Annotated in this window: 17 protein-coding genes; 1 reads left to right on the top strand and 16 read right to left on the bottom strand. The window is 60.2% G+C overall.

All coding sequences use genetic code 11. The features are described from left to right. Positions 1-67: 67 nt before the first annotated feature. The 3 genes from G442_RS0100195 to G442_RS0100180 all read right to left on the bottom strand — a co-directional run bounded on the left by G442_RS0100195 (position 68) and on the right by G442_RS0100180 (position 1433). Positions 68-556 carry a hypothetical protein gene (locus G442_RS0100195; RefSeq protein WP_146882048.1) on the bottom strand — a complete coding sequence of 163 codons (489 nt, stop codon included), beginning with the start codon at positions 554-556 and terminating at the stop codon, positions 68-70. Between the two features lie 69 nt (positions 557-625). Then, positions 626-1177: a hypothetical protein gene (locus G442_RS0100185; protein ID WP_026396350.1), complete on the bottom strand. Its 552-nt coding sequence runs from the start codon at positions 1175-1177 to the stop codon at positions 626-628. Beyond that, positions 1170-1433, bottom strand: coding sequence for a hypothetical protein (locus G442_RS0100180; protein WP_026396349.1), 264 nt, complete (start codon positions 1431-1433; stop codon positions 1170-1172). Before G442_RS0100180 ends, G442_RS0100185 begins: the two co-directional genes overlap by 8 nt. Before the next feature lie 144 nt (positions 1434-1577). Between G442_RS0100180 and G442_RS24775 the strand changes: the two genes are divergently transcribed. Beyond that, positions 1578-1940, top strand: coding sequence for a hypothetical protein (locus G442_RS24775; RefSeq protein WP_146882046.1), 363 nt, complete (start codon positions 1578-1580; stop codon positions 1938-1940). A 104-nt stretch (positions 1941-2044) separates the two neighbouring features. Here the strand turns inward: G442_RS24775 and G442_RS20130 are convergent, their stop codons facing one another. From G442_RS20130 to G442_RS0100110, 13 genes are all read right to left on the bottom strand, one after another. Continuing rightward, on the bottom strand, positions 2045-2263 hold the full coding sequence (locus G442_RS20130) for a hypothetical protein (protein WP_051291754.1): 219 nt from the start codon (positions 2261-2263) through the stop codon (positions 2045-2047). Between the two features lie 46 nt (positions 2264-2309). Beyond that, positions 2310-4337, bottom strand: coding sequence for a hypothetical protein (locus G442_RS0100165; RefSeq protein WP_146882044.1), 2028 nt, complete (start codon positions 4335-4337; stop codon positions 2310-2312). A gap of 336 nt (positions 4338-4673) precedes the next feature. Beyond that, positions 4674-7487 (bottom strand): hypothetical protein, encoded by a 2814-nt coding sequence (locus G442_RS25680; RefSeq protein ID WP_035375984.1) that lies wholly within the window; start codon positions 7485-7487, stop codon positions 4674-4676. Between the two features lie 2 nt (positions 7488-7489). Beyond that, positions 7490-7891: a hypothetical protein gene (locus G442_RS0100155; RefSeq protein ID WP_026396345.1), complete on the bottom strand. Its 402-nt coding sequence runs from the start codon at positions 7889-7891 to the stop codon at positions 7490-7492. A gap of 1 nt (position 7892) precedes the next feature. Then, positions 7893-8348 (bottom strand): hypothetical protein, encoded by a 456-nt coding sequence (locus tag G442_RS0100150; protein ID WP_026396344.1) that lies wholly within the window; start codon positions 8346-8348, stop codon positions 7893-7895. Then, complete coding sequence (locus G442_RS0100145) at positions 8345-8785, bottom strand: cell wall hydrolase (protein WP_026396343.1); 441 nt, start codon at positions 8783-8785, stop codon at positions 8345-8347. Before G442_RS0100145 ends, G442_RS0100150 begins: the two co-directional genes overlap by 4 nt. Beyond that, positions 8782-9099, bottom strand: a complete 318-nt coding sequence (locus G442_RS0100140; protein WP_026396342.1) for a hypothetical protein — start codon at positions 9097-9099, stop codon at positions 8782-8784. The genes G442_RS0100145 and G442_RS0100140 overlap by 4 nt, the downstream gene beginning before the upstream one ends. Before the next feature lies 1 nt (position 9100). Beyond that, a complete protein-coding gene (locus tag G442_RS0100135) occupies positions 9101-9517 on the bottom strand; it encodes a hypothetical protein (RefSeq protein WP_026396341.1) in 417 nt (138 codons plus the stop codon). A 60-nt stretch (positions 9518-9577) separates the two neighbouring features. Then, complete coding sequence (locus tag G442_RS20125; protein WP_146882042.1) at positions 9578-9760, bottom strand: hypothetical protein; 183 nt, start codon at positions 9758-9760, stop codon at positions 9578-9580. Continuing rightward, a complete protein-coding gene (locus tag G442_RS25840; RefSeq protein ID WP_051291753.1) occupies positions 9757-10731 on the bottom strand; it encodes a glycine-rich domain-containing protein in 975 nt (324 codons plus the stop codon). The genes G442_RS20125 and G442_RS25840 overlap by 4 nt, the downstream gene beginning before the upstream one ends. 3 nt (positions 10732-10734) lie before the next feature. Beyond that, positions 10735-11328 (bottom strand): YmfQ family protein, encoded by a 594-nt coding sequence (locus tag G442_RS0100120; RefSeq protein ID WP_026396340.1) that lies wholly within the window; start codon positions 11326-11328, stop codon positions 10735-10737. Continuing rightward, the gene (locus G442_RS0100115; RefSeq protein WP_026396339.1) at positions 11325-12437 is read right to left on the bottom strand and encodes a baseplate J/gp47 family protein; all 1113 of its coding nucleotides are present in this window, start codon (positions 12435-12437) and stop codon (positions 11325-11327) included. Before G442_RS0100115 ends, G442_RS0100120 begins: the two co-directional genes overlap by 4 nt. Beyond that, positions 12437-12940: a phage GP46 family protein gene (locus tag G442_RS0100110; RefSeq protein ID WP_026396338.1), complete on the bottom strand. Its 504-nt coding sequence runs from the start codon at positions 12938-12940 to the stop codon at positions 12437-12439. The genes G442_RS0100115 and G442_RS0100110 overlap by 1 nt, the downstream gene beginning before the upstream one ends. Between the last annotated feature and the right edge of the window lie 4 nt (positions 12941-12944).

Below are 12944 nucleotides of genomic sequence, written 5' to 3'. Positions count from 1 at the left end.
CCACCCTACGAGCTACGATAGCCCCGGACTGAGCGGCAGCCGGTATCAAGCCCGGCCCGCAGTCACGTCATTTTGCCCCAAGATACCGCCCGGCGTCGTAATCCGCTGGCAGCGTCGTATGGTCAGGATGCAGCAAGCAGTCGCGGACCAGCGCGGCGCAGGCAGCATGCGCGCCGAAGATCAGCGACGACGTGCCGACGTAGTGGATGGAGTAGACGCGCCCGCCACGGACGCGCGCCGTCATGCGACAGGACATCGCAGCGCTGGCGGAGACGGTCGGCTTGACCAGATCAGCGAACAGCGGAACTGAGCCAGATACGGATGGCGTCGAGACAGAACCGCCCCATTCGCCATCCCAATCGTCTGCGTCCGTCTGCACACGCACCGATGGCGGCCCGGCGCACGCAACGAGATCCGGATACGGCATGCCGATCAGTTCGGTGCGCGCCTGCTCCGTGCGATCGGTGCAGGCCGCAAGGATCAATACCAGCGCCAGAGCAGCCACAGGACGACGGCAGCAGCCGCCATCCCGCCGAGGATCACCGGGCGCGGGCACGGCACAAGCCCCAGACGAACAGCCAAATGCCGAACACCGGAGCCGCGACAATGAGAGCCGCGCCCCAGATCATCGCGATACGCCCAGCGTCTTGAGCGCCTGCGCCTCGGTCATGCCCAGACGCGCTGCCGAAGTGGATCCGAGCAGCGCCTCGAACAGCGAGACGACAGTCGCCAGCGCGTTCGCCGCTGTGGTCGCATCACTCTTGACGGTGGACGACAGAGCAGACCCGGCGCCGGAAATCGCAGCCGCAATCGTCGAGCTTACGGACTCGATATCCGACAGAAGGCTATCGACGCGCGTTTTCCAGTTGGTGTCGTCGTAGCTGATCGTCACGCTCGAGCCGGCCGCAGTCGAGAACGCCGTCAGCGCCGTCGAAAGCGCGGTCTCGGCAGCCTCGATCGCGGCGAGATAAGGCGTCAGCGCCGAGATGCCGGACGCCAGGCTGATGATCGTCGCCGCAGCATTCACGCCCGCCTGACCATACGCCGTGATCTTGGCGACGTTGAGCGTGATCGTGGTGACGTTGCCCGACGTGGTGACGGTGCAGGCGGCGAGCGCGGTTCCGGCGGCAATCATACCGATTCCACGCAGGGCGGCGCGACGGGATAGGTTACGCATTGGTGACGGTCTCCGTGCTGGCGGCGCCCTCGACGGCACTGATGACGGCAGTGATCCCGTCGAACGCTTTCGACAGTCCCGCATCGATGCCGGACAGATCAACGCCGGGCGCGAGGTTCGGCACGAGCGCGTTGACGAGCAGCGACAGGGCGTTGCCCGCGAGCGCGATGTCCGCTTTGACGGCAGACGATTCATGCTTGCCCGCAACGGTCGATATCAGGTTTTCGAGCGAGGTAATCGAGGCCAGATCGGCCATGGGCTTTCTCCATAAAAAAAGCCGCCCGGGTTGGGGCGGCTGTGTGTGGGGCGTGGGCGGTGTCTATCCGCCAACGTGCGGTGGTCTTGCTGGAATCGGGATGCGCGTGACACTCTTGGATATATTCCAAGCGGGAAGACGGCATTGAAATCTAAGCAAGTAAAAATCAGCAGAGACAAAGACGGGAAAATTACTCTTGCCCTTGGGAGGGAGCAGACAACTCTAACCGCCGACAATCTTGTTGAGATATCTGAACTCTGCATTCAGATGCGGTCACACATTAAACCTTCAATGGTGGAAGATATTGTCGCGACCGGCCATGGATTGTCCGACAATACTGGCATGAAATGGCGCCTCGTGAGAAATGAATCGAAAGACGGCATTGAAATGCAGATCGGGCATCCCGGCTTCGGATGGTTCGCTATGCATCTTTCTCCTGAACAATCTGACAACTTTCTCCAACAATATATGAAACTACTGAATGACCCTCGCCAGAAAGCGAACTGATCAAGGGGGAATGGCTTCCGGCAGAACCGCAGCCTCCCGCGATTACATGCCGTCCGTCGCCACAGCCCCCTGAACCGGCTGCGATCACCACACCTTCGCTCATCCTACTTCCCCGCCCCAACATCATCCGCGTTCGCCGCGTGCTTGCCGTTCATGCCGATCGCGTTGACGATCTGGTAAAGCGGCAGCCACTTCGAGCCGGCGGCAGGGCGCGGCCAGAACCGGGCGATCAGCGCGCATGTCGAGACTACGAACGACACGATGATCGTCGCATCGCCCGCATACTGCGCCGGGAGCAGCGCGAGGATTGTCGAGAGGTCCATTGCTGGCTCCAATAAAAAAGCCGCCTTAAGGGGCGGCTGTGTCCGATCACCACGTCGCGCCGTTCGATACGCGATGCCAGGTATTGGTCGCGACGCACGAATAGATGTAGGTGGCGTCAGTCTCTATCTGACCTGCTGTGCAGGTTGCGGATGACGACGCAGGCGTCCCAAACGGGAGAACTGCCGAGGTCGTGACGTTGAGCGTATCCGTCTTCGTGCCGCCGGAAACGGCTATACCATCCTGTCCAAACTTGGCGTCGCGAGCCACACCGCTATCCGGGTCGGTGAAGGAGGAATAGGCGAAAGTCTGCTGCCGGAGGAAGGCATTCGCCGCTCCCGACAACGCGACGTAGTAGCCTTGGCTGGTTATTGTGCCGTTCGCCACCACATTCGCTGCTGCCGTTAATGTCCCTGTCGATGTGATAGTCTGTCCTTGTATCGCGCCGGTGCTCGTCAGAGATGTTGCTGTAATTGCGGCAGCGGTCGTCGCGCCTTTCAGGTCCGTCGCGCCGTACACCTGGAACTCCTTCGTAGCGTCCTCGAGAATGAAGTTCGCCCCATTAAAGAGCAGGTTTCCGTATGCATCGGTCGTAAATGCGCCCTGCGCCGTGCCTGAACGTTGGAACGTCAGGCTGTTCGGTATGTAGGAGGCCCCGTTACTGTCGACGTAGAGTCCGTAGTTAACGGTCCCGCCTATACCAGCGCCGAGACCGATCCCGTAGTGATAGCCCGATGGGTTCAAAACAATCTGTCCGCCCGACGTGCATCCAGAAGCTCCGATAGAGGTGCCGCTCATAACTGCAGCGTTCTGGCATTCCTGCATGCCAAGGTGAAATTCCGCATTATCACCCCAGCCGCTTGTTGTGTTGGAGTTCTTCCAGCCATACATCAGCAGAGACGCGAATGTTCCATTGTAGTTGATGGCGCCGAGTTGGGATATCAGTAGAGCACTTCCAGCGGATGCGGAATTAAGATCGCCCAGCGAGTAATACTGATACCCTGCATCGGTGTGGATGACCTGACCACCATGCTCGATCCCATCGACGTCAAGACCCTCTGGCATCAGGCTACTGCCCGCCAGCCGCATCAGGTATGAATCGTCAGCGGCCAAATCCTTGCCCGTGACCACGATGGTTTTACCGTGAACCGTGAAGAACTTGTCATTCGCATGGTACCCTGTCGGGTCGAGTAACTGCAGATCTGACTCCTCGCCCTCGCCAGCGCGGGTGACGCTATCTTTGACCGTAGGATCAAGCTGGATCATCGTATTGAACACGAAGCGCTTTCCCGACGCTCCGATGAATACCGCAGGGTGCGTGTAAGAACTCATATAGGTGTCGGTGACGTCACCGGAGTTTGAACCGGGCGCTGTTGTTGTCGTCGTGCCTGTATCCAGCATCCATCCGCCCGTGCTGCTATCCGGGTCGATGGTTACGTTGATAGTCGTCGCCGTGCTCGTGGACGTTATCGTACTGACGTAGCCATACCAAATCGCAGGGGTGTTGGTTGATCCGTCCGCCGCTGTGTTGAGCATCCCGTTTCGGACGTTGGTGTAGATGCGCGTGTGCGGGTAGATGCGATTCTGATCAGCGGCAGAGATCGCGGGCGTGATCGTGACAGACGCTCCATTCAGAACAACCGTGTAAACCGTGTCGCTTGGTTTGCTGGTGATGTCAGCGCCAGCCTCAAACAGCGGTGAGTTATTGACGGTCTTGAACATGCCCACGACGGCCTCATCGAGACCCGCGCCGCAACGCGCAAACTGTTCAAAGAGCGCATCCTGAACGTTGAGGACGCAACCGCCGTAGTCTCCGTGGCCGATAAGGGGTGACGTCATCTTGGTCGGGGCTGCGTCGTATTCGCCGATGCCCCCGATTAGAAACGTGGACGGGAGGAGCGCGCCGTCCACTGATGCCGAGAGCCCCTGCGCGATATAGTGTCGCCCGCTCGGAGCGGTCCCAGCCCCCAGATTTCCCGACGCCGCGATGTTGGACGTGCTGATCGGCGCTGTCACATTACCGCTGGCGTCGAGGCCCGCGACGCCATTGGGTTGATTAATTTGAGATTGTAGCACCGGCGAATCGTCTGCTCTCGCGGCAGAAGAGGCTCCGTAGAAAATCAGAGTAAATGGAAAAAATGCTAAAATATATTTGATGGAATTTTTAGATATTTGCATTTCCAGTCACCTCCACCATTTCTTGGCTCGCGAAATTATCAAGTGGTCCGAACAGCCGAGCCGCAAACTGTCGTGCACAGCGATTTTCATTGTCTTCACGATCGAAAACGATCGATTACATTAAATTTTCTTCACGAATATTTATCGGTGCGCTTTGGCATTCCCACGTCGAGGTTTGGCGAAGGGTCCATTGCTGGCTCCATTAAAAGGCCGCCCGATTAGGGGGCGGCTGTGTCAGAACGAACTTAAGGCGACGCGCTTCCATGTGTTCGCCGCGACGCATACGTAGTGATAATTCGCGTCATCTTCGAATTGCCCAGCCGTACATGCGGCAGATGAGGATGCAGGAGTCCCTAATGTAAGGACCGCAGTCCCAAGCGTCGCGGTCGTCGCGTTAACGCCATATGGATTCAGGACGATACCGTCACCTTCGGAGTTCGAAAACGCGATATCTGCCTTGTCTGTGGCATAGGCGAACGGAGCAATAGTGCCGCTGGACGGCATAAGAGATAGTTGTGCGCCTGCTGTTGAGAGTTTGAGATTTCCTACGACGCCGCCCGTCAATGTAGACGCACCCGCCGCAGAAAATGGCCCTGCGACGGTAGTTGCTCCAGCCACATTAAGGCCGCCGCCGCCACTCTGCTGCGTCCCGATGTTAAAATTACCACTGGAGTCCGCAGTCAGGTAAACGGCGGAAGTGCTTGTGGCATTCGGAAAAAACAGCGCCTTGCCACTTGTCATATGCACATCGCCATCCGCAGTGACCGCACCAGACGAATTGACGTGCAGGCCCGCGCCAGACGATCCGCCGAATAACCCGAGTCCGCCCGCGCCGTCCGCGTTAAACACGACGTCCCCCATGGCCGTGCTGGTCGTCACCTTGTCTCCGCCGGTCAATGTCGAGACCAGCGTCGTCGTGCCGCCAACCAGCTCGGACCAGTGGAGGGCAACATTGCTTGCGGCGTTCGCGCCCATGTTCGTGGACGCGGCGATAAGGCTTTCGTAGGCGACGAGCGAAATCTTGTCGCCAGAACCTGACCCGTCCGGCTGCACAGCGCTTGCGCCGATGAACTCAGCAAGCTCGTGGGTATCGCCTGCCGTGCCCACAACGACCGTCCCGTCTGTGCTGAGCCCCGAATTTACGCCGTTGTTTCCGTGGGCGTAGAACCCGTCCGATATGAAATTGTTAGCCTTGGTGCCGTTCCACGCGACGAATCCATTAGGGGTGCTGCCACCGGCCATAAAGTCATAGCTATCGAGCGACGGTTTATTAGGGCCGTTCATCGTCACCAAAATACCTTTAGCGCGCCCCATATAATCCGGAAGCCCTTGATGGAGGTCCATCTCGGCGATCTCGCAATCCGTAACCGGCTCGGGATACAGTCCGACTTCAGGCGAATTGGCGTCACCGGATGTCTTGATCGATCTGGCCTCAAGAAAGCACATCGAATTGTTCGCGATCGCGTGGGTGTAGACGCCCATGAACAGGTCCGCATGAGTGTATGTCGGCCACATGGTCGTGTCGTAAGTCGTCCCCGGAACCTGCGCCGCGTCGGTATCCCCGGCGCCGAGAACGCGCCACCCGCCGACCGTGATGGACGATCCGTCTGACGCAATCGCCGTGATCTCGCCCGCGTAGTCGTTATTTGGCTGCCAATAGTCCGTTGTGTTGGTGCGCGTCGACCCGACCGAGTTTGTCATGACGTGCATACCAACACGCAACAGGGCGACGTCTTGCGCAGCCAAAGACGGGCTGAAATAGGCGTGCGTGCTGTCGTATGTGACCGTCCTTACAGTGCCATCGCCGGATGTTATGTCTCCACCGACCGAGACCCACGGGTATGACGAGTCTGCAAAAAACCATGTCGCAGCCGCGTCCATTTCAGGATATCCGGAGATTCCGCCCGATCCATCCGTTCCAGATGGGGCGAGAGCCGGTTGTGCACCGCCGATACCAGACTTGGTGAGCCCCACGCCGAATGTCGCGCCTAGTCCGGACCCGCCGTAGGGAGACGCATAGACGAACGTCGGAGACGACCCGCCGTAGCGACGTCCGCCGAACAGGACGGAGCGGTTGTCGAGGATGCCATATCCGAGATTGTCACCGACAGACACGCGCTGGGCAGCCGCGATGCTTATCTTGCCTGCGTTGTAGGTCGTGGCGGTATCGCTGCCCGCGTGGATCTGCCCCGTCGTGCTGACCGGAGCCGTCACGTTGCCGCTGGTATCAAGACCCGCAACGCCGGACGCCACGCCCTTTTGCGCCAGCGGGATCGCGGCGCTCGCCGTGGTCTGGGCGGCGGCCGCAGCGGTGGTTGCGCTGTTGGCCGTGCTTTGCGCGGCTGCGGCGGCGTCAGACCCCTGCGCGATGGACTGCCCAAGGTTGACCAGGCCGGTCCCGATCGTGGTCGAGATCGATGCAAGAGCAGCGTCCGTCGCCGTGGACGCGCTGCCAGTGCCGGTTGGAGCCGTCGTGTAGCCCCAGCCCTGCCGGGTCAGGCTGATCGCGCCAACGCCCCATGAGAGGTTGAACTGAGGCGGTGTGCAGCCCGTGGTCGAGCTTGTGACCGTGACCGGGTTTGCCGGGACGCTGGACGCGCTTGCCGATCCGCCGACAGATACAGTGATGACTGACCCGGACAGGCCGTCGCCATCGCTGACGATGATTTTGGTGCCGGTGCTGGCGATCGTATAGACGCTCGACGTCGGGCATGCGTTGCCCGCCGCGACCACGCGCGCCGATACGGCGGTGTAGGACGAGACGTCAGCCGTCGTGACGGGGCCGGAGTTGTTCTGCGTGAACGTCAGCGTGACCGGCAGATCGGTCGGAGCATACGCGCCCGCGCTGGCGATCGTCGCGGTAGCGACTTGTCCGGCGTAGATCGTCGGGTTGGAGAGCGGCGCCACTATGCGGTTTTGGGAGTTGAACATCGGCTGGCCATTGCTGCCACCGATGGTCGTTCCAGAGGAGAGGCCGCCGGGAGGCACGAATTGGGCATGAGCCGCGTGTGTCACAAGAAACGCTGTAACAAAGAGCGCTTTTTTCATGATCAAGACGCCTCGCTTTCCGTGACGATGCCGTTATTGCTCCAGAAGGTGCCCGTGCCAGTTCCCGGATCGCTGGTCGGAAGACTGGCGACCCAGCGGGCATAACTCGCGAATTGCGCCGCCACAGACAGGGACACGCCAGACTGAGAGCCGCCGGTCGTCGTTCGTGTGATGACGCCGTTGTTTAGCCATATCGGGCTGGTCGTGCCGTCCTCAGTCGGTATGGCAGCCATAACCGCCGCCAAAGCTGTTGGCAGGAATGAGGAAAACAGGGCCGTCAGGGTGATGTTGAGCGGTGAATACGACAGCACATCACCGCTTGATGCTACGCGAAGGATCGCCAGCAGATCGGTCGTGTCCGCAGTGTCAGTATTCAGGCTGGGGTCAGACCAAGCAGTCGCCATATCACACCATCAACAAAGGAGCGTCGCCGCTCGGATTGGGGAAAAAGACGTCGCCGTAGACAAACGAATTATCTGCATACGACGGCAATGCGCCGGTGATTCCAGACGCATTTGATAAAATGGGCACATAAATCTGCGCTGTTCGCACGTCGCCGTCGGCACTGCGAGCAGATATAGTGACGACGCCACTCTGCGAAGATCCCAAAGGCGCGGTCAGGGCGAACCGGACTTCATCGGTGGCTATCGTAGGAGGTCCAATATCAAGATTTTCCGACGTCACCGCAGCCTCTACGATCCGCGCTGAAAAGATTCCAACGAATGCGATTCGTGCGTAGAGCAGATCACCTGTTGATATCGGGGGAAGACGGTAATTTGGAACGAAAGTGAGGCCCCTATACTGGTTGTCGGAGATCTCGATGCGTGCGCCGCGATGCGGCGCCGTAGAGCATCTGCTCATGCGGATGCTTCCAATGCGCGCCCGTAAGGCCCGAGCCGATAAAACAGTTGATGGCCGATGTGTGCTGTTGGTTTGCGGCCAATCGTCCAGCCGGGCGCTGCGATGAACGCGCTGTAATAGTGATCGGCGCCGCCCGTTATGTCCGCGAGCGTCCCAGCAACGAGGCTCTCCGCAAGAGACGAGGCCGTGACGAACTCCGGATCCGCTTCAGTGACGGCCAGCAGCTTCTCGCGGTTCGGATCGTTCTCGTTCCAGCAAGAAAACTGCTCGGCCTTCAGACAAACACTCAGGATCGACCGACCCCACCAACACGGCTGGGCGGCGCGGTTGGCGACGACGTTGAGGACGGCTTGCATGCCAGGCGCGCCTTCTCCCCGAGCTTCGCCCCAGGCGGTGCGCGCGGCGATGTCAGGCGCGCTCTTATAGTTGATTGTCATTTGATTTCTTCTCGCCTGAGATGGTCACGAAGCGCCGCCTCGGCGCGCTCGGCGCGTGTTCTGGTGGCTGCGTGCGCGGTACGCTCGATCGTAAGATCTCGCATCGCCGCGTCCCTTTGGTCCTGCAGTGCGTGAACAAGATCCGCCTGTTGCGTTTGATCCAGTTCCTGCGAGCGCTGGTATCGGCCCCAGACGACAGACAGACCCCGTAAAATGTAAGAAACTACAAGCAGGCCTGCGAACACTGGCGCAAGCCATGGATGCTGCGCAATGCAAGGCTGCAGCGCCGCCCACAAATCGGGGAGGAGGGGCATATCATCGCAGCCCTCCAATGGCGCGGCTCAGGGCGTAGAGGTTGATGCCCACCCACGCAAAAACGAATGTCACAATCGGATTGTATCCGAACGCGTATATGACCTGGCTGAAAGCAATCCACAGCGACCAGAACGCTGCGTTTGCGGCGGCGCTGCCGCGCCAGACGCGCCAGTTGCGGAACCCCGCGACAAGCACGGCGAGCTGATATGACCCGGACAAGACAAGGAGGGACTGCCAAAGGCCGTTCGGGAGGAGGATGAAGAAATTATGCGTGCTGGGCGTCGCGTGTAGAGCTTCGCGCGTTTGCAGCATGGAGGCCATGCCGAATGCGATGAGTGCGATGCCAGACCATGCTTCGGCCCACCAGTGTTCTCTCCGCAAAATCGTGCGGATGTATTCGTGCGCGCGCCTGATCATGCGTCGCTCCGTATTGTGGCTGATTTCTGCCGAGGGCGGTGAGACGGCGCCCGAACGTTGCTAACTTGCGCTATACGTGCTGCCGATCGGATACTTGCTGTCCGGGTCGGCGACTGCCGCGCTGCCGGCCGGGGGCGACCATGCGGACGTTCCGTCCCACATAGAGCGGTCGAAAACGTATCCAGCCGCGTATTCGCCTGTCGCCGACGTGTAATAGACGGCGTATGCCTGTGATGTGCTCAAAATATCCACCTGTAAAAAATAGCGCCCTGATAGCCCGCGCCACCATAATAACGGTTGCCTGTGAACGAGCTGTCGTAAGCGCCGCCACCAGCCGCTCCGTACGATGTTCCTGGCCTACCGCCCTGGGAACCGGCACGACCAGCACCCATACCGAGGAAGCCCGGGGCGCCGTTGCCGGGTGACCGCATGGTATTGCCTGCTTGGCCGTCATAGCCATCGCTGCCGTCGTATGCCGCTACTAGTTGGCCCGAGTAGAGAGTGGGCGCGCCGCCCGCGCCGCCGGACGTGCCGCCGGTATAGGAGAGTCCGCCCGCGCCGCCCGCAGCCCTGACAACCACAGACCCGTCGATAGTGACGTATGTGTCGCCGCCCGCGCTGCTCTCTGCACCGCCCGCCCCTATGGTGAGAGCGATAGACGACGTCGATGTTACAGCATGGCGAGAAATGATAGCGCTGCCAGCGCCACCGCCGGAACCGAAGGAAATCAAGCTTGTCGACGTCGATGAGTTTGACTGGCAGCCGCCACCGCCGCCGCCGGCTGCTATGCATGTGAGTTCCAGGTAACGAGCACCCGCGGGAACTGTCAGGCCGCCTGAGGACGTCACTGGTTGTGCGAGCGACGCGAACAGCATGTTCGATACGCTCTCCGCATTGACTACCTGCTTCGTCTGCCACGAGCCGGAGATGTCGGGTGTGGTTGGGGTGCCGGAGATGGCGGGAGAGGCAAGCGGCGCCAGTTTCGCGAGCACCTGCGAAAGCTGCGTCCAGTCATTTCCGTTGAGCGTAAGTCCACCCGCAGTGATTGCTGTCGTTATCTCCGACAATATCGCATTGAAGATGTATGCCGGAAAATCAGTGGCGGGGACGCTGGTAGTGGGATCTCCATCCGTCGCCCATTGGGGAGTTCCTGACGCGGGGGCTACGTCGCGATCGGCAAGAGGGACCGAGTTTGCTGCAATCAAAAAATCCATAGCTCAACTCGTATAGTTGAAGATCAACACCGTATTTGCGGGCTTGATCCGTTTCAGTTCGCAAAAAAGAACGGTACTGTCCCAAGATGAGAAAGCGGCACCGAACTGATCGCCAAATTTAAGGTATGTTCGTGTGATTTGCGGAACATTGACCTGCCATGCGTAGGCCCATGCGTCGCCGCCGAACGGCGTTCCGAATTTGCGCCCGAAGCGGGAAGGAGCAAACTCGGTGATGCTGATCGTGTAGCCAAGCGTGGCCGCGAACGCGACATAGTAGGCAATTGAGCTGCCGCCGGTGTCGGTAAGGCGCGCAACTACCTGGGCGCGTCTCGTCGTGACGGTTGGGTTCGTGCCTGCGCAGGGGTCAGGTAGTCCGAGACTATCTTCCCACTCCGTTAGCAATTCCTCTGTAGTCGTCGGGAATGCGTCTGTCAGAAGATTTGAGGCCCGCGCTGCACTGCGCTGAAATGACGCGGCCCAGCACGCTACAAGCAGCGATTGGAGCCCGTCGCTGTCGCGAGACCAGATCCGACCGCGGGGGAGCAGCGCCAGCAACGCCTTGCGAAACTGGTCGACGGTAAAGACAGGGGCGCTCATGTCGCAAAGGTCACGGCGCCGAGGGTCGGCATGTAACCGCTTCCTGTGGCGGTGATCGCGGCAGTAGGTGACGCCACGACGAAGCTGGTCAGGCCGATCGCATTGATCGCCTCGTACCACTGGTTCGGCGCAATCGTGCCGCCCGGCTCAGAAAGGCGTGTAAACATGTCGGACAGGGCGCTGGTTATTGCGTCCTGATTGTCGCTGGTGTTGTCGTCGCCAAGGCCAGTGATCGAGAAATCTGTAGCCTGAGCCACTGGCGCGCAGGCGATGACGAGGGCTGTAACGGGACGCTTCGGATAAATTGCGTCGGCGACCGTCAACTGATCGCCTGTCGCTGTCGTGTAGCGGCTTTCGCTTGTAGCAGCGCCATTTGTGCCCTGAGGGAACCCTGCATCGCTGCTGCGTGCGTCATCCATCATGAAAAAGATGACAACCGTGCCGGCGCCCATGCCGATGGGATCGCACCAAGCGCGCGTTACTCCAGCGACGTCCAGCGCCCAGTTTATATAATCCTGCTCGTTTCCGTTTTCGCCTCCCGCTGCGTAAGCATCGAGGACCCTGACCCTGTATTCATCGTCTGTTTCCTCGTCCGCCCCGCCCGAGAAGGCGGTGGTGACGGTTCCAGAGGTCTGCACACCCTCAACCGGGCTGCCGAGCGTCGCCAGGGCGTTCAATGCGACATTGCTGGCGGCCCCGGCTGTCTGGGCCAGACATGGCGCGACGGTGACGCCGTTCGTCGTCACGCTGACATCCGTCGTCAGGCACGTCACGCCGCCTGCGATTACCGTCGTGCCCGTTGGTATCGTTTCTGCGGAACTAACCGGGAAGCTGACTGATCCAGAACCTGCCGAGGCGGCCTTCTTGTAGACGGTCTTCAGCGCTCCCCATGATTCCAGAAATTCGTCCGTAGCGGTCGCCGGGATGGCCTGTTTGGAAATCCAGTCGATAAACCCGAAATGCAGGTTCGAAAGCCCTGCGAGCACCATCGCCAGCACATAAAGCACGGAGAACCGCAGGAGGGCCGTTACGCCGGTGATCCCTCCACTTTGCACGTCCTGCACCGCCTGCTGACGCAACTGGGTAAGGGTAGGGCGACTGTACGGCATCAGAGGCCCTCCCAAGCCCACGAAAAGAAAAACGTCTGAGGTCCGGCTGAGCCGGGCTCCGTAAGCGTGACGGAAAATTCGACGACGTTGGCGCTGGTGGCGCTCCAGGCCGTGTCCACGGCGATTGTTGTTACGACGCCGTCGTTCTTCATCCAGACGAGCGCCTCGATGACCATTTGCTTCAGGTCTCGTAGTATCGCGGTGTCGCCAGCCTTGACGGCGCGCTGCAGCTGCCAGAGCCGCGATCCGATCGGGATCTGATCAGGTTCGTAAGCGTCGCCCCACCACCCGCGCCGATCGTTCTTCCCGCTGTTCGCCGCATTACCCGGCGGGGTGATCCCGACAGCCTGATCGGTCTGTGAGGGTTGGTCAGGCGCCACGCGGTCGCTGAAGAGGCTCACCATGACGGCGGAGCGCAGGGGGTTGTCGAGAGCCAGATCTCCGGACGAGATCGTCCAGTCGCCGCGAGCCTTCGCGACGTTCCAAATGACCGCAATGTCCATGGGG

This window comes from Acetobacter nitrogenifigens DSM 23921 = NBRC 105050, from assembly GCF_000429165.1.
Classification (GTDB): domain Bacteria; phylum Pseudomonadota; class Alphaproteobacteria; order Acetobacterales; family Acetobacteraceae; genus Acetobacter; species Acetobacter nitrogenifigens.
Note: the sequence above shows the minus strand (reverse complement) of the source record. Positions and strands in the feature narration are given on the sequence as shown.